We start from the raw sequence: 15,540 nt of genomic DNA, 5'->3' as shown, positions 1-15,540 counted from the left end.
TAGAAGTTCAAAACTCGATTTAGAAGTTCAAAACTCGATTTAGAAGTTCAAAACTCGATTTAGAAGTTCAAAACTCGATTTAGAAGTTCAAAACTTGATTTAGAAGTTCAAAACCAGCTTGTAGGGTCAGTTGTCGCGCAGCGCAATGCACCAAATCAATCATTGCAGCACGATATCACCTCACAATCAAATCTGTGACAAAATAATATTGTTGTCTTATGGCCAATGCGATCGCCTACGACCTATGATTTCTACCATCTCGCGCCGCTACAGCTTGGATGAATATCGTGCGATCGCAGAAAAAGCTGAAGGACACAGCGAATATCGAAGATGAACCTTTTGTGGAACGCTACAGTAAACAAGCAGAAGGTTGCTTGCTCAGTGATTTTAGCGGCTTAGAAGTATCTATTTCTTTGGATTTAGTTGCGATCGCATTATCGATGGCGGAAATTTATCGCGGCGTTGTTTTTGAGTAAATCAGCTTTGTGACGATGTATGCTTTGGGAGGGGTGCGATCGCCTGCTGATATGATAAAGGTGCATTGCGATTTGTGACAACGCACACTACATTAGGGATGCGATCAGACTCAATTTATCAGTAAACGGTTAAAATTGTAGATGTCCTAATTGAGGTTTCATGATTCTATACTTCTAATGCATATATTTTGTCAGAGATGGAGATTAAAATGCCGAAAGCCTCAAACACACCACCAGAGCCAGAGATTACTGATGAGCATAGAGAAGCAGCAGAAGAAGAAATCCGTGAAAAGCAGAAAATAGTTGACTACGATACAAAAGAGTACCCAGTAGAAGTCCTTGTTCAGAAATATAGAGAGGGGCTAGATGAAGACATTAATGAACTATATATACCAGACTATCAGCGGGACATGATTTGGCCCGATGATCATCAATCAAAGTTTATCGAATCCATTTTTCTGGGATTACCAATTCCATATATTTTTGTTGCCGATCTCCGACCAGAAGAAGAAGAAGATTTAGCTCGGCTAGAAATTGTTGATGGAACTCAACGCATCCGAACTTTGGATAGGTTTCTTAAAAATGAATTAAGATTATGCGGATTAAAGAAACTAGAAAACCTCAATGACTTTAAATTTAGCGACTTATCGCTTGCACGGCAGAGACGATTTAATCGGGCTACTATTCGCATGATTGTACTTACTGACAAAGCTGATGAGGAGGTGCGTAGAGATTTGTTCGAGCGTATTAACACAGGTAGTATTGCATTGAATGATATGGAGAAACGGAGAGGTATATCTCCTGGCCCATTTGTCAAGCTACTAGAAGAACTTGCAAAGGAACCAAAGTTTGTAAAATTGTGCCCTCTATCTGAAGCATCACGTCGCAGCCGAGAGCCAGAAGAATTTGTCCTACGCTTCTTTGCATACTTAGATAATTACAAAAACTTTGATAGGTACGTCAATGTATTTTTAAATGAGTATCTAGAAACGCATAATAATTCCAAAATTGACAAAGATGTTTTTCGTCATACATTTCATACAATGCTGGATTTTGTTGATAAATATTTTCCTAATGGGTTTGCTAAAGCAAAAGGTCATGTCAGAACACCTAGAATTCGCTTTGAAGCTATCTCTGTAGGTGTCGCACTTGCGCTGCGAGAGAAAAACGATTTGGAACCAAGCTCAATAGATTGGCTTGACTCAAAAGAGTTCAAAGAATATACAACTTCTGATGCAAGCAACTCTAAACCTAAAGTAATTCGACGTATTGAGTACGTGCGTGATCAACTTCTAAATTAGCTATGCAAACAGTTTTGTTAGATTTCAATACTCGTGTCCAATAAATTAATGAATATTTTTTATTTTTAGAGGGACTAATTAACGAGACAACTAAGTTGGCTGTATTAAATGATGGTGGTGAACAAAATATTAAGGCTATTGATCCTGAGTTGGCTAAAACCCTAAAAGCTAACGGCTTTCTACTATTATATAATCTTATGGAATCAAGTATGAGAAATGCGATTGAAGCTATTTTTGATGAGCTAAAAGGTAAAAAAGTTTCCTTTAATTCTGTCAGAATTGAAATAAAAAAAGTTGTACTTCAAAACTTCAAGAATCGTTCTCCTGAAGATATACATGCTAGGATAACAGATATTTCTCTTGATATTATTACTGCTGGATTTAAAAGTAAAGAGTTATTCTCAGGAAATATTGATCGAGATGAAATTACAAAGACAGCTAGGAAATATGGTTTTTCTTGTGATACTGATTATTCTAAAACAAGGCATGGTGAAAACTTATACAGTATCATGCGGAACCGTAACGATCTAGCTCATGGAAACAAATCATTCTCTGAAGTTGGTAAAGATACAAGTATCGGAGATATTCTAAAATTTAAGGAAGAGGTAATAGAATATATTGGACAGATATTGGAAAATATTGAAAAGTATTTGAATGCGAAAGAATATTTGGATTCTTCTTATGTTGGTACTCTTTAAATAACTTGATTGATATGTTCCAGAATGCTTTGAGCAATAACTTGACCTAGTTTGACAGGAACAGCGTTTCCAATTAATCTTCCTACATGAGCAAACACAACAGGTTCATCAGTAGCTACAAATTCATAATCTGCTGGAAAAGTTTGTAATAATGCTGCTTCTCTAAGAGATATAGCCCGATCTTGTTCAGGATGTCCAAAGCGTCCATTACCAAAACCAAAGCACTGTGTGGTCATGGTTGGGCTAGGCTGATCCCATTCCATCCTACCGTATACTCCTGAATAATTTTTACCACTGGTTTTCAAGTGACATTTAGCTATTAAGTCTTTAGACCAATCACGCCAAGTTCCACCAGGTTTGGAAGCACGGATACGTTGAAGATTTAGAGTAGATAATTTACTGCATTGATGAAGTCTATCAGTTTTAGATGCTTGACCTGCCAAAAGAGGTTCAAGATGTCCGATCGTTTTACGTACTGTTCTGTATTTTTCGGTATTATGGATGGGTTTAATCAAGTCAATTTTACCGAACTTTGAAGCAAGAAGAACTAAACGTTTTCGAGTTTGAGGAATTCCATAATCTGAACAATTAACTTCGTAAGTTTCAAATGAATAGCTTAAATCCTCTAACTGCTGAATAAATTCATAAAAAACTGAATGGTATTTTAGTTGAAGTACGTTTTCCATCGAAACAATTTCAGGCTCGCACTCCTGCACAAGACGAGCAAAATCTTGCACAAGCTTCCATTTCGATTCTTTATCCGTGTAACGTCTTGAGTAGCTTGAAAAAGGTTGACAAGGGGCACAACCAACTAAGACCTTAACACTACTGGCAGGAAAGTATTTTGCCAAATCAGAGCCGTTAACACGCTCCACATCTTCTAGTATGAATTCTGCTTTGGTGTTGTGTTCATATGGAAATTGACACGCTGGATCAATATCATATCCAGCTCTAACTGGAAGACCTGCTTGCTCAAATCCATAAGTCAGTCCCCCTACACCACAAAACAGATCAACTGTAGAGATACTGTCAGCCATTCACTTCCTCTTATTGTTGGTATATACTAACCAACGAGCTAGTCTAGCGTATTTGCATATGGACTACAAGATAGCGAGTTAGCAGATTTACTTTTAAGTACAGCCCTACAATCCTATTTTAGCTGACTTATGAGCAAATTCAACTATGCTTGTAAACCATCTCCATTTTCATTTTCTCAATATCAAGTTTCAATTTATCATTCTCCATCCTCAACTTAGCGTTCTCCTCCCTAATCAACTCAACTTCATTCCTCTTACTCAAAGCCTGATTAATCGCTAATTTCCGCATATCCAGCGAGAACCAACGCTGATAAGTTTGCGTGTGAACCTGCACACTATGCCCCAAATTATCCGCCGCTGCTTTGATTGGTATCCCCAAAATATGCGCCCGAATTGCCCAAGCATGGCGTAAATCGTATGGTTTAAAATCCAATCCTATCTTGCGAAACCACCAACTAACTCGCTGTGTTAATGCGGTTATCTCCGCATGATTAGTGTTATCTTTTTTAGCGATCGCACTCCCCAACATCTCTAAATATTTAGGATTTATCAAATCAAAGTCCGAAATCCATTGCCTATATAATGGTAATGCTTCTCTTTCCCCTGTCTTACAATCCTTATGAACTTTCCATGTCAAATCTGTATTTTCTTGGCTTAACCACCAATCAATATCAGGATTAATAAAAAGTTCCCGTGGACGTAAACCAAAAACTGCTAACATTCCATAAGTCCAGCGCCAAAGCTGCCAGCTATCTTGAACATTTTGATTAACTTGATTACCTCTGCTATTCAGGTAATCTTCAAACTTAATAATCCCTTCATATACTTTCGTATCTGTAGGGATATTCCGGGAATTATTCTCAGGCATTTTGGAATATTTAGATAAATCAATTTCAATTTTGAATGTCAAGCAAAATGCAGATATCGCTCTAGCTGCGTTATATTTAGCCCATTCTTTATCGATTTCCTCAATTGAATTTATCAGATTTTCAGCAGTTGCTAAATCTTTAGCATTAGTGAATCGTTTAGTTCGAGAAAAGTAATAAAAAAAAGTATGCTCGCTTTTGGTAGTCCGTTGATGAGTTTTAAAATACTCTTCTTCAAATTGTTCGAGTAATTCTCCTATGGTTTTAAAATCTTTTATAATTGCCTCATTTCCTAAATATTTATCATTCCATTCAAAAGTTTTACGAGCGATTAACTTCCCTAATTCATAAGCTTCTTCCTCAGCTGTCTTGAGTCCATCTAAGTTAGCAGGAATATTCAAGCTGAGATTGTATTGCTTTTTCCCAGTACCGCTGCTATCTTTGTCTCCTGGTTTAATTGGTAACGTCGCCCGTAACTGCAAACTTCCATTTGATTCTCTAATTGTCACTTTTGCCTTTGCAGACTTCAAACGCAGATTAACTTTCTCTAATTCCAGTAGTACTTTAGTTCTCATGTGTTCTTTTTGCTGCTGTGCTTGCAGAGATGAGCAAAAAAACGGGCGATTAGAAATCGCCCTGGCTCAGGACAACATTTAGATGATGCGGGATATCATGTCCGGTTGAACAATTGTCATTGCGAACGTTTCACTCGCAATGACATATCACATGTAATTTACCGGACATAATATGAGTCCTGAACCTGATTATGCATCGCTGTGTTTTTAGCCTATATTTAGCCTAAAAATAAATGTGTTATCAGCGAACAATGTTTAGCATAGACATTGCTTACTGCAAACATTAGGCTATTTAGAGCTATTGAAGCGCAAAAAGGATTACTCCGGTCCTTATCACGGTTATGACGGCTTCGCCATCTTCGCACGCGACATGGACTTGGCACTCAACAGCCCAACCTGGGGATTAATTGGCGCTCCTTGGAATGAAAAAGCTCAGGCTAAGAAGGCTGAAGCTCAGGCTAAGAAGGCTGAAGCTCAGGCTACAGCTACAGCTAAGGCTACAGCTGCCGTTTAGGGAAATGGGACAGAGAGATAAGTAGGGATAACCTGGGGCTAAAACCCCAGTGGGGAGTTGGGAATCCAAAATTCAAAATTAAAAATGAAAATTAATTTTGGTTTTTGCATTTTGAATTTTGAATCATATTCCCACTTCCTAGTAGAGACGCGATTAATCGCGTCTCTCCCGCCTCAAATCCTCATTCCTCAATAAGTAAAGAATTCAGTAAGCTTGGAGATCCAAAAATGCCTCAGAATCCAGAAAAAATTCAAGACCACGTAGAGTTATTCCACCAACCAGAGTACAAACAGCTATTTCAAAACAAAAAGCAGTTTGAAAATGGTCACGAAGCCGAAGAAGTAGAACGGGTTGCAGAATGGACGAAAAGTTGGGATTATCGTGAAAAGAACTTCGCTCGTGAAGCTTTAACCGTTAACCCTGCTAAAGCTTGCCAACCATTAGGAGCAATCTTTGCTGCTGTTGGTTTTGAAGGCACTCTACCTTTTGTTCAAGGTTCTCAAGGTTGCGTTTCTTACTTCCGCAGCCACTTAACCCGTCACTACAAAGAACCATTCTCTGGTGTATCTTCTTCAATGACTGAAGATGCAGCCGTGTTTGGTGGTCTGCAAAACATGATTGACGGGTTGGCGAACTCTTACCAACTCTACAAGCCCAAGATGATTGCTGTCTGCACCACCTGTATGGCAGAAGTAATTGGTGATGACTTGCAGTCTTTCATCAACAACGCTAAGGAAGCTGGTTCAGTTCCTCAAGATTTCCCAGTACCCTACGCTCACACCCCTAGCTTTGTCGGTTCCCACATCACTGGTTACGACAACATGATGAAGGGAATTCTTTCTAACCTGACAGCAGGTCATAAGAAAGAAACCAGCAATGGTAAAATCAACTTCATCCCAGGTTTTGACACCTATGTAGGCAACAACCGGGAAATCAAGCGGATTGCTTCCTTGTTCGGTTTAGACTACACCCTTCTAGCTGACAACAGCGACTACCTGGATTCACCAAACACAGGTGAGTTCGATATGTATCCAACTGCAACAAAGCTAGAAGATGCAGCAGATTCAATTAATGCTATAGCTACAATTGCTCTGCAATCACACTCCACTCTCAAAACCCGCGAGTACATTCAAAAAGAGTGGAAGCAACCAACCGCAGTTTGCCGTCCTTGGGGTATTAAGGGTACTGATGAGTTATTGATGAAAATCAGCGAACTTAGTGGTTTACCCATTCCCGAAGAATTGGAAAATGAACGCGGTCGGGCAGTTGATGCCATGACTGACTCCCACTCATGGATTCACGGCAAGCGCTTCGCTATCTTCGGTGAACCAGATTTAGTATACTGCGTAGTTGGCTTTATGCTAGAAATGGGTGCTGAACCTGTGCATATCTTGGTTCACAACAGCAACGATGTATTTGAAGCAGAAATGAAAGAACTGCTTGCTTCTAGCCCCTTCGGTAGGAATGCAACTCTTTGGCCAGGTAAAGACTTGTGGCACATGCGTTCTCTAATGTTCACCGAACCCGTAGACTTCCTTGTTGGTAACACCTACGGTAAGTACCTGTGGCGCGATACCAAGATTCCCCTCGTGAGAATCGGCTACCCGATCATGGATCGTCACCACTTACACCGTTACGCCACCATTGGTTACCAAGGTATAATCAACCTCCTCAACTGGACTGTAAATACCCTGTTTGAAGAAATCGATCGCAACACCAACACTCCTTCTAAGACAGATATTTCCTACGACTTAATTCGTTAGAAATTGTGTAGAAACACAACGTGTTAATTAAGGGCGGAAATAATTCGTAATTCGTAATTCGTAATGACGCTCGCGGACTCGCTAACGTAATTCGTAATTATGAATTATTTCCGCCTTTTTATTTCTAGCATTTACCCAAGGTATCTATAAATGGAAACCATCAATCACACTCACGAACACACTCACACTCATCCGAATTACCATCCACCTAACTATAAAAAACCAGGGAAGTTCAACAATCTTCTTAATCCCTTGCGTCGTGTGGTGGATGAAATTCAGGTTAAAAATAATCGCCTCGCTCATCTAATTTGCCAAACAATTCCTTGTTGCTGTCCCTTTGAGCGACAAATTAAATTATTTGGGCGGTCTATTGATATCCCACCACTATGTAAACTCAATCCTTTATATGACGAATTTGTAGGATTGCGTTTCCGTGCTTTATCTTACCTTGCCGATGTATGTGGAGAGGATGTCAAAAAATACATTTGCTAATTATTAGTCATTGGTCATTAGTTATTCAAATGACAAATGGCAAAGAAAACTTCCATCGAACACGAAAAGAGAGATGAAAATCACCCAAGGCAAAATCAACGAGCTGCTGACTGAGACAGGATGCGAGCATAATCAGCACAAACAATCCGAAAAGAAAAACAAGTCTTGCGCCCAACAGGCACAACCTGGCGCAGCTCAAGGGGGCTGCGCCTTTGATGGTGCAATGATTGCCCTAGTGCCGATCGCAGATGCTGCTCATTTAGTCCACGGTCCTATAGCCTGTGCTGGTAATTCCTGGGGCAGTCGTGGTAGTCTTTCTTCTGGCCCTCAACTCTACAAAATGGGCTTTACCACTGACTTGGGTGAAAATGATGTCATCTTCGGTGGCGAAAAGAAGCTTTACAAAGCGATTCTGGAACTCAAAGAGCGCTACCAACCAGCAGCAGTATTCGTCTACGCTACCTGTGTTACTGCCCTAATTGGTGATGATATTGATGCTGTCTGCAAAGCGGCAGCTGAAAAAATCGGTACTCCTGTTATTCCCGTCATTGCCCCAGGATTCATTGGCAGTAAAAATCTCGGCAACCGTTTTGGTGGTGAATCTTTATTGGAATATGTTGTCGGCACAGCAGAACCGGAACAGACAACGCCCTATGATATTAACTTAATCGGTGAATACAATATCGCCGGGGAAATGTGGGGAGTAACACCACTGCTAGAAAAATTAGGCATCCGTATTTTATCTAAAATTACGGGCGATGCTCGCTACAATGAAATTCGCTACGCCCACCGTGCCAAGCTCAACGTCATGATCTGCTCACGAGCGTTGCTCAACATGGCAAGAAAGATGGAGGAGCGTTACAACATCCCCTACATTGAAGAGTCTTTCTACGGCATCGATGATATGAATCGTTGTCTGCGAAATATCGCTGCTAAATTAGGCGACGCTGATTTACAGGAGCGCACAGAAAAGCTGATTGCAGAAGAAACGGCTGCTTTAGATTTGGCATTGGCTCCCTATCGCGCTCGACTCAAAGGTAAACGGGTTATTTTATATACAGGTGGTGTGAAGAGTTGGTCGATTATATCCGCTGCTAAAGATTTAGGTATTGAAGTTGTTGCTACCAGTACTAGAAAAAGTACTGAGGAAGATAAAGCCAAAATCAAGAAGTTGCTCGGCAATGATGGCATCATGTTGGAGAAGGGTAACGCTCAGGAATTGCTACAAGTGGTTAAAGACACTCGTGCAGATATGCTGATTGCTGGTGGTCGTAACCAATACACCGCTTTGAAAGCTCGAATTCCTTTCCTTGATATCAACCAAGAACGTCACCATCCTTATGCAGGTTATGTGGGGATGATTGAGATGGCGCGGGAACTGTACGAAGCTCTGTATAGCCCCATTTGGGAGCAAATACGTAAACCCGCTCCTTGGGAAGAAGAGGCAGTTTAATGGCTCTTATACCCTCGTTCCCAGGTTCCGCCTGGGAACGCATTCCGGGAGGGCTGCTGCCCTTCGTTTTAAAGCAGATGAGGCAAAGCCTCACTGTCAGCATTCCCTGGCAGAGCCAGGGAACGAGAAAGTCCGCCCTGTGGAATGAGGAGGTATTGTAATGGCGATCGTCACTGTTTCTAACAAATCACTGACAGTTAATCCCCTCAAACAAAGTCAAGCTTTGGGTGCAACCTTAGCCTTTTTGGGATTGAAAGGGACGATGCCTTTATTCCACGGTTCTCAAGGTTGTACTGCTTTCGCCAAAGTTGTCCTGGTGCGGCATTTCCGGGAAGCGATTCCCCTAGCTACAACAGCGATGACGGAAGTCACTACTATCTTGGGTGGCGAAGAGAATGTGGAAGAAGCAATTCTCACTTTGGTAGAAAAGGCTAACCCGGAAATTATTGGTTTATGCACCACGGGATTGACCGAAACCAGAGGTGATGACATTGAGGGCTTTGTTAAAGCAATCCGCGGTCGCCACCCAGAATTGAATGATTTAGCGATCGTTTTTGCACCTACCCCAGATTTTAAAGGGGCGTTGCAAGATGGCTTTGCTGTTGCTGTGGAAAGCATAGTTAAGGAAATTCCTCAACCAGGTGAACTCAGAACTGAACAAGTCACGGTTTTGGCGGGTTCTGCCTTCACACCAGGGGATGTACAAGAAATCAAAGAGATACTCACAGCCTTTGGACTAGTGCCTATCTTTGTACCTGACCTTGGCGCTTCCTTAGATGGACACTTAGAGGATGGTTATAGTGCAGTTACAGTCAGTGGGACTACCTTAAAACAGCTACGAGAAGTAGGTAGTTCTGCTTTTACCCTGGCATTGGGTGAAAGTATGCGGGATGCTGCAAAGATTCTAGAAGAACGCTTTGGCACACCTTATGAGGTGTTTGGCGAACTGACTGGATTAGAACCGGTAGATGAGTTTATCCAAGCATTAGCGATTCTGAGTGGTAACAGCGTACCCGAAAAATACCGCCGCCAACGCCGTCAGTTGCAAGATGCAATGTTGGACACTCACTTTTACTTCGGTGCAAAACGAGTTTCCCTAGCGCTAGAACCAGATTTGCTGTGGTCAACAGTGCATTTCCTGCAATCGATGGGAGCGCAGATTCACGCTGCGGTGACTACCACGCGATCGCACTTACTAGAAAAACTCTCAGTTAAAAGCATCACCATCGGTGATTTGGAAGACTTTGAGAGTCTAGCAGACGGTTCTGATTTGCTGATTGGTAACTCGAATGTAAGTGCGATCGCTAAACGGCTTTCGGTTCCTCTTTATCGTCTCGGACTGCCAATTTATGACCGTTTAGGTAATGGCCAGTTTACCAAAGTTGGCTATCGAGGCACGATGGAACTTTTGTTTGGCATAGGCAACTTGTTTTTAGAACAAGAAGAGTCATTAGTAGAGACGCGATTAATCGCATCTGTACTAGATTAATCGCATCTGTACTAGATTAATTGCGTCTGTACTAGATTAATTGCGTCTGTACAATAGACGCGATTAATCGCATCTGTACAATAATCATTCGTCAGTAGTCACTAGTCATTAGCAACTGACAACTAAGAATTGACAAAGGACAAACCACGATGAAAATTGCCTTTACGACAAGTGACCGAGTTCACATTAATACTCACTTTGGAGGGTCAGAAGAAATTGATGTTTATGAAATTTCAGATGAGGGATATCACTTTCTAGAAACTATCAAATTTAATTATGAAATTAAAGAAGAGAATAATGAGAGTAAACTCGCCCCAAAAATTGAAGCATTAGGTGATTGCACAATTATTTATGTTTTAGCAATTGGCGGGAGCGCGGCTGCTCGTTTAATCAAGAAAGGTGTCACTCCCGTGAAGGCGCGATCGGAAGAAGAAGAAGTTAGTGAAGTCCTAACTAAGCTAGTGAAAACCCTCAAAGGTAATCCCCCACCTTGGTTACGTAAAGCTTTACAGCCAAAAACCAAAAACTTTGCCGATGAAGTTGAAAATGAAGCAACGGTATGACGACAAATAATAGTGTTAACGGAACTGCTACAACTGAAGTCTTGAACTCACCTTTCCTTAAGGTATTAATCAAACAAATTCGGGGTCAAGACAATTATGGAGTTTATCGTAGTTGGTCGGATGAGTTGATTCTCAAACCCTTTATTGTTACCAAACAAAAGAAACGGGAAATCTCCATTGAGGGTGAAGTTGATCCGATAACTCAAGCACGAATTATGGCTTTTTTTCGAGCTGTAGCTGCTGGGATTGAACAGGAAACAGGTTTGATCTCCCAGGTTGTAGTTGATTTGAGCCATGAAGGATTTGGCTGGGCATTAGTATTTTCTGGTCGTCTTTTACTAACTGTGAAAACCTTGCGAGATGCTCAACGCTTTGGCTTTGACTCGCTCGATAAATTAGCAGAAGAGGGAGAAAACTACGTCAAAAAAGGCATTGATTTGGCGAAACGCTTTCCGGAAGTTGGCAACCTGTAACAATTTTAGATTTTGGATTTTGGATTTTGGATTCAAGTTTTAATCACTAGTACACTGTGACGGAAGTTTGCCTACCTTTAACAAACAAAGAGCTTAATCTCCTTGTCGGGTTAATTGAGATGGTAGCTAGATTTACGCCGTGTTGTACTAGTCTCATCACTATTTGATTAAAACAATATTATCCAATCCAAAATTTAAAATCTAAAATCCAAAATCAAATGTGGAGTGGCTGATTGTGCAAGCAGAAGAAACCAGTATTGAGGAGCTACAAGGACAAATCAGACGGCTCAACAGCAAAGCAGGTCAAATGAAAATGGATCTACATGATTTAGCTGAAGGTCTGCCAACAGATTACAAACACCTTATGGATGTTGCAGCCGCAACTTATGAAATCTATCGCAAGTTAGATGAGCTTAAGCAACATCTGAAACAATTGGAGAATGCTAAATGACTGGAACAATTGATGAATTCAATAAGCTCGTAGATGCAGAAGAATTTTTTCAATTCTTTAATATGTCTTACGACTCAGAAGTTGTAAATGTAAATCGTCTACATATTCTGAAAAAGTTTTCTCAATATATAAAGGAAATTGATGATCAGTCTCTTGACTTGAGTCAAGAAGAGAGACTAAATCAATATTCTTTGGCTTTGCAAAAAGCTTATCAGGTATTTATTGAATCAACACCCCATGAACAAAAGCTGTTCAAAGTGTTTAACGACAAGCCCAAAAATGTAGTCACACTGACAGAAATCACTTCTGATTAGGAGGTATAAATTGGTTAACCTGACGCCTACCGAATTAGAACGCTATCGTCGCCAAATGATGCTTCCGAATTTTGGCGAAACAGCACAGAAGCGCTTGAAGTCAGCGACGGTTCTGGTTACAGGTGTGGGGGGATTAGGCGGTACAGCGGCGCTTTACTTAGCAGTAGCGGGCGTTGGGCGGCTAATCCTAGTCCGGGGTGGTGACTTGCGGCTGGATGATATGAATCGTCAGGTTCTGATGACGGATGATTGGGTAGGTAAACCAAGGGTATTCAAAGCTAAAGAAACTCTGGACGCAATTAATCCTGATGTGCAAGTGGAAACTGTTCATGATTACATCACCCCGGAAAATGTAGATTCATTAGTGGAGTCCGCTGATATGGCTCTTGATTGCGCCCACAACTTTACAGAGCGCAATTTGTTGAATGAAGCCTGCGTGCGCTGGCGTAAGCCAATGGTAGAAGCCGCGATGGACGGGATGGAGGCTTACCTGACGACGATTATTCCTGGTGTAACTCCTTGTTTATCCTGTCTGTTTCCAGAAAAGCCTGATTGGGATCGGCGCGGCTTTTCAGTTATAGGCGCTGTTTCTGGGACACTGGCTTGTCTAGCGGCGCTGGAGGCGATCAAGCTGATCACCGGGTTTAGTCAGCCTCTATTGTCACAATTGCTGACAATCGATCTGAATCGGATGGAATTTGCTAAACGCCGTTCTCACCGCGATCGCTCTTGTCCAGTATGCGGTAATAGTGCACCTTGGAGACACGCGCAATCCAATTCGATGGAACCCACGAGTATTGCACAAAATAGTTGATTTCCGTCCCCACCTGAAATCAGAACAACTAATCGCTATAAATCAGGAGACCTAATGGGCGTTATCTTATCAGAAAAAGCAGAATTACATCTGCGGGGATTGCTCCAAGGTTCCGCACCCAACGCTAATAACGCAACTAAAGGTATCCGCATCTCTGTAAAAGATGGTGGTTGCAGTGGCCATGAATATGCAATGGATATCACTAGCAAGCCCCAACCAGATGATTTGGTAAGCCAGCAAGGCAAAGTGATGGTTTACGTTGATGCCAAAAGTGCGTCGTTATTAGAAGGAATTGTGGTTGACTTCGTTGAGGGAGTAGTGGAAAGCGGTTTTAAGTTCACCAACCCCAATGCAACTGATAAATGCGGTGGTTGTGGAAAGTCCCTCAAAGCAGGTGACAGTAAGCCTACTGGTGTACCTTGCAGCTAACATCATTCCGTTAGCGCCAAGTCAAGCAATTTTGGATTTTGGATTGCCGATTTTGGATTGAAAGAAACCACTCCAGAAGAGTTGGGGCTTGAGGATTTTAAATTTTGGATAAAAGAATTTGTTCCGCCTACACAATGTCGGGGCATGAACCGAAATAATTTTTAATTCTTCAATTCTTTCTTCTATTATCTAAAATTTAAAATCTAAAATTGGCAAAGTCAATTGTAGAGGCTTCCCATAGATGCGTTGCCTTGCCTTGAGGTAGCTTCTAATTCGCCTTGCATCCCTTACTTACCCCTATAGAGAAGCCAACTAAGGCGTAGCTTCTCCGTAAGAAGAAGGGAAGCAAAAAGTAGGATAGGTTGCTCAAAAACTTCGTAAATTAGACCAACTGTATAACATTTGAGGAGAATCGGAAAATGGCTTCCTACCAAGTTAGATTAATCAGCAAAAAAGAAAACCTCGACACCACAATTGAAGTTGACGAAGAGACCACCATCTTGGACGCAGCGCACGACAATGATATTGACTTGCCAGCTTCTTGTCAAGCAGGTTCTTGCTCTAGTTGTGTTGGCAAGGTCGTTGAAGGTGAAATTGATCAAGAAGATCAAAACTTCCTAGATGACGAGCAGATTTCTAAAGGATTCGCTCTACTTTGTGTCACTTATCCTCGTTCTAATTGCACAATTAAGACACATCAAGAACCTTATCTCGTCTAAACTATTACTTTGGTTGCTACTTTCGACGACCAAATAAAAGATGAAGGATGAAGGATGAAAATATACTTCCTTCTTCCCTTCACAATTCCTAATTTATAATTATTAAAATCATTGATAACGCGAGAGCTAGGAATCGTTACCTTCTGTAAAATTCAGGATGAAACAATCTTGAAAAAACTTATATCAATGGGGGTAATACCAGGAGTTACTATCACTTTATAATAAAATTTTTTCTGATTAATTATTAAAGTAGAAAACACATCTTTAGCAAGAGATATAGAAAGTATTCGTACTATTTATGTCCGTATTATTGATAATTTAATTAATTAACATCTATAGAATATCCTCTTGACCTCACTCCTTTCCTAATTAATTCCACGAGTGAGGTCACTCAATTTCTAGATATGAATGCAATTTCGTATTAGAGATACCGCTTGCAAGAAAAGGCAACTTGCCTATTTTTTATTCAACAGCGACTATCACATCTGATGATTTAATCACGGCAAAAGCCTGCTTACCTTCTACAAGTCCCAGCTTTTCAGCTGATGATTTTGTAATTATTGACACTAACTCAACACCTGGTGCCACTTCTAAAGTTATCTCAGTATTAACTGTACCAGGCACAACTTTTTTTACAGTACCTTGGATAGAGTTACGAGCGCTAATTTCCATTTTCTGTCTGTGTTTTACTTCGTACTTAAACAAACTAACATTTTTTTTTGAAAAGAGGAAAACTTTTGATATTTCTTAATAACTGTCAGGGATATAAAGGAAATCTCAGCGTTACATCTCTGTTTTATTAGACACAAGATTCAATGGAAACATTACATCAAATTTGAGCAAGATAAGACAATGGGCAAAATCCCATTATTAAAGCTAGGCACACTGACGCTATAGCGGACTAGTAACTATTTACGCAAAAGTTATATCTGCTATTACTCTAGATGATGAAATAAAATTGTAAAAAATACTGCATTTAAATTGTATTTTAATATTTTTGTTAGATATATCTGGGTATCTTTATAAATGATTCATAATTTAAAATTATCATAGTGATAATATATAACTAAGCTAAATTGTTGCTAATCAACTTAGTACTCGACCAATCCAAAA

18 protein-coding genes and 2 pseudogenes are annotated in these 15,540 nt (G+C 40.6%); 17 read left to right on the top strand and 3 right to left on the bottom strand.

Features of this window, described 5'->3' with window-relative positions; all coding sequences use genetic code 11:
- Positions 1–208: 208 nt before the first annotated feature.
- The 4 genes from V7K49_RS02825 to V7K49_RS02810 all read left to right on the top strand — a co-directional run bounded on the left by V7K49_RS02825 (position 209) and on the right by V7K49_RS02810 (position 2,475).
- Positions 209–334, top strand: a complete 126-nt coding sequence (locus V7K49_RS02825) for a hypothetical protein (protein WP_335204427.1) — start codon at positions 209–211, stop codon at positions 332–334.
- Entirely contained in the window at positions 279–476 is a 198-nt protein-coding gene (locus V7K49_RS02820) for a hypothetical protein (RefSeq protein WP_335204426.1), read from the top strand. The genes V7K49_RS02825 and V7K49_RS02820 overlap by 56 nt, the downstream gene beginning before the upstream one ends.
- A gap of 209 nt (positions 477–685) precedes the next feature.
- Positions 686–1,777 (top strand): DUF262 domain-containing protein, encoded by a 1,092-nt coding sequence (locus V7K49_RS02815; RefSeq protein ID WP_335204425.1) that lies wholly within the window; start codon positions 686–688, stop codon positions 1,775–1,777.
- Positions 1,778–1,821: 44 nt separating this feature from the next.
- Positions 1,822–2,475: an MAE_28990/MAE_18760 family HEPN-like nuclease gene (locus V7K49_RS02810; RefSeq protein ID WP_442948630.1), complete on the top strand. Its 654-nt coding sequence runs from the start codon at positions 1,822–1,824 to the stop codon at positions 2,473–2,475.
- Here the strand turns inward: V7K49_RS02810 and V7K49_RS02805 are convergent.
- Together V7K49_RS02805 and V7K49_RS02800 are read right to left on the bottom strand one after the other, a co-directional pair.
- A complete protein-coding gene (locus V7K49_RS02805; RefSeq protein ID WP_335204423.1) occupies positions 2,472–3,512 on the bottom strand; it encodes a DNA cytosine methyltransferase in 1,041 nt (346 codons plus the stop codon). The genes V7K49_RS02810 and V7K49_RS02805 overlap by 4 nt on opposite strands.
- Positions 3,513–3,651: 139 nt before the next feature.
- Positions 3,652–4,995 (bottom strand): annotated as a pseudogene (locus V7K49_RS02800) (site-specific integrase); the annotation flags it as partial.
- A 274-nt stretch (positions 4,996–5,269) separates the two neighbouring features.
- Here V7K49_RS02800 and V7K49_RS02795 point away from each other — a divergent pair.
- The 13 genes and pseudogenes from V7K49_RS02795 to V7K49_RS02735 all read left to right on the top strand — a co-directional run.
- A pseudogene (locus V7K49_RS02795) lies at positions 5,270–5,467 on the top strand (hypothetical protein); the annotation flags it as partial.
- A 227-nt stretch (positions 5,468–5,694) separates the two neighbouring features.
- Positions 5,695–7,230 (top strand): nitrogenase molybdenum-iron protein subunit beta, encoded by a 1,536-nt coding sequence (nifK, locus tag V7K49_RS02790; protein ID WP_335072580.1) that lies wholly within the window; start codon positions 5,695–5,697, stop codon positions 7,228–7,230.
- A gap of 150 nt (positions 7,231–7,380) precedes the next feature.
- Positions 7,381–7,722 (top strand): Mo-dependent nitrogenase C-terminal domain-containing protein, encoded by a 342-nt coding sequence (locus V7K49_RS02785; RefSeq protein ID WP_334872517.1) that lies wholly within the window; start codon positions 7,381–7,383, stop codon positions 7,720–7,722.
- Positions 7,723–7,795: 73 nt separating this feature from the next.
- Entirely contained in the window at positions 7,796–9,175 is a 1,380-nt protein-coding gene (nifE, locus tag V7K49_RS02780; RefSeq protein ID WP_298918602.1) for a nitrogenase iron-molybdenum cofactor biosynthesis protein NifE, read from the top strand.
- Between the two features lie 160 nt (positions 9,176–9,335).
- Complete coding sequence (gene nifN / locus V7K49_RS02775) at positions 9,336–10,664, top strand: nitrogenase iron-molybdenum cofactor biosynthesis protein NifN (protein WP_335204422.1); 1,329 nt, start codon at positions 9,336–9,338, stop codon at positions 10,662–10,664.
- Between the two features lie 149 nt (positions 10,665–10,813).
- The gene (gene nifX / locus V7K49_RS02770) at positions 10,814–11,227 is read left to right on the top strand and encodes a nitrogen fixation protein NifX (RefSeq protein ID WP_298918596.1); all 414 of its coding nucleotides are present in this window, start codon (positions 10,814–10,816) and stop codon (positions 11,225–11,227) included.
- Entirely contained in the window at positions 11,224–11,700 is a 477-nt protein-coding gene (locus V7K49_RS02765) for a NifX-associated nitrogen fixation protein (RefSeq protein ID WP_298918593.1), read from the top strand. The genes nifX and V7K49_RS02765 overlap by 4 nt, the downstream gene beginning before the upstream one ends.
- 235 nt (positions 11,701–11,935) lie before the next feature.
- Positions 11,936–12,151, top strand: a complete 216-nt coding sequence (locus V7K49_RS02760) for a CCE_0567 family metalloprotein (RefSeq protein ID WP_335204436.1) — start codon at positions 11,936–11,938, stop codon at positions 12,149–12,151.
- The gene (gene nifW / locus V7K49_RS02755) at positions 12,148–12,465 is read left to right on the top strand and encodes a nitrogenase-stabilizing/protective protein NifW (protein WP_335204421.1); all 318 of its coding nucleotides are present in this window, start codon (positions 12,148–12,150) and stop codon (positions 12,463–12,465) included. The genes V7K49_RS02760 and nifW overlap by 4 nt, the downstream gene beginning before the upstream one ends.
- Before the next feature lie 10 nt (positions 12,466–12,475).
- Complete coding sequence (locus V7K49_RS02750) at positions 12,476–13,279, top strand: HesA/MoeB/ThiF family protein (protein ID WP_335072566.1); 804 nt, start codon at positions 12,476–12,478, stop codon at positions 13,277–13,279.
- A 54-nt stretch (positions 13,280–13,333) separates the two neighbouring features.
- Positions 13,334–13,708 carry an iron-sulfur cluster assembly accessory protein gene (locus V7K49_RS02745; RefSeq protein ID WP_335204420.1) on the top strand — a complete coding sequence of 125 codons (375 nt, stop codon included), beginning with the start codon at positions 13,334–13,336 and terminating at the stop codon, positions 13,706–13,708.
- Between the two features lie 419 nt (positions 13,709–14,127).
- On the top strand, positions 14,128–14,427 hold the full coding sequence (locus V7K49_RS02740) for a 2Fe-2S iron-sulfur cluster-binding protein (protein WP_273768381.1): 300 nt from the start codon (positions 14,128–14,130) through the stop codon (positions 14,425–14,427).
- Between the two features lie 111 nt (positions 14,428–14,538).
- Positions 14,539–14,649 (top strand): FeoA domain-containing protein, encoded by a 111-nt coding sequence (locus V7K49_RS02735; RefSeq protein WP_335204419.1) that lies wholly within the window; start codon positions 14,539–14,541, stop codon positions 14,647–14,649.
- Between the two features lie 240 nt (positions 14,650–14,889).
- Here V7K49_RS02735 and V7K49_RS02730 read toward each other — a convergent pair whose 3' ends face one another.
- Entirely contained in the window at positions 14,890–15,099 is a 210-nt protein-coding gene (locus V7K49_RS02730; protein WP_335072560.1) for a TOBE domain-containing protein, read from the bottom strand.
- Positions 15,100–15,540 lie beyond the last annotated feature (441 nt).

The organism is Nostoc sp. (assembly GCF_036919675.1).
Lineage (GTDB): Bacteria > Cyanobacteriota > Cyanobacteriia > Cyanobacteriales > Nostocaceae > Nostoc.
This window is presented reverse-complemented; position numbering and strand designations above follow the sequence as displayed.

What these genes read in the sequence shown, in the direction of transcription:
- V7K49_RS02805 (WP_335204423.1), bottom strand. Translation starts at nt 3,512, where the DNA reads ATGGCTGACAGTATCTCTACAGTTGATCTGTTTTGTGGTGTAGGGGGA.
- V7K49_RS02745 (WP_335204420.1), top strand. Translation starts at nt 13,334, where the DNA reads ATGGGCGTTATCTTATCAGAAAAAGCAGAATTACATCTGCGGGGATTG.
- nifX (WP_298918596.1), top strand. Translation starts at nt 10,814, where the DNA reads ATGAAAATTGCCTTTACGACAAGTGACCGAGTTCACATTAATACTCAC.
- nifN (WP_335204422.1), top strand. Translation starts at nt 9,336, where the DNA reads ATGGCGATCGTCACTGTTTCTAACAAATCACTGACAGTTAATCCCCTC.
- V7K49_RS02765 (WP_298918593.1), top strand. Translation starts at nt 11,224, where the DNA reads ATGACGACAAATAATAGTGTTAACGGAACTGCTACAACTGAAGTCTTG.
- nifW (WP_335204421.1), top strand. Translation starts at nt 12,148, where the DNA reads ATGACTGGAACAATTGATGAATTCAATAAGCTCGTAGATGCAGAAGAA.
- V7K49_RS02815 (WP_335204425.1), top strand. Translation starts at nt 686, where the DNA reads ATGCCGAAAGCCTCAAACACACCACCAGAGCCAGAGATTACTGATGAG.
- V7K49_RS02740 (WP_273768381.1), top strand. Translation starts at nt 14,128, where the DNA reads ATGGCTTCCTACCAAGTTAGATTAATCAGCAAAAAAGAAAACCTCGAC.
- V7K49_RS02785 (WP_334872517.1), top strand. Translation starts at nt 7,381, where the DNA reads ATGGAAACCATCAATCACACTCACGAACACACTCACACTCATCCGAAT.
- nifK (WP_335072580.1), top strand. Translation starts at nt 5,695, where the DNA reads ATGCCTCAGAATCCAGAAAAAATTCAAGACCACGTAGAGTTATTCCAC.
- nifE (WP_298918602.1), top strand. Translation starts at nt 7,796, where the DNA reads ATGAAAATCACCCAAGGCAAAATCAACGAGCTGCTGACTGAGACAGGA.
- V7K49_RS02730 (WP_335072560.1), bottom strand. Translation starts at nt 15,099, where the DNA reads ATGGAAATTAGCGCTCGTAACTCTATCCAAGGTACTGTAAAAAAAGTT.
- V7K49_RS02820 (WP_335204426.1), top strand. Translation starts at nt 279, where the DNA reads ATGAATATCGTGCGATCGCAGAAAAAGCTGAAGGACACAGCGAATATC.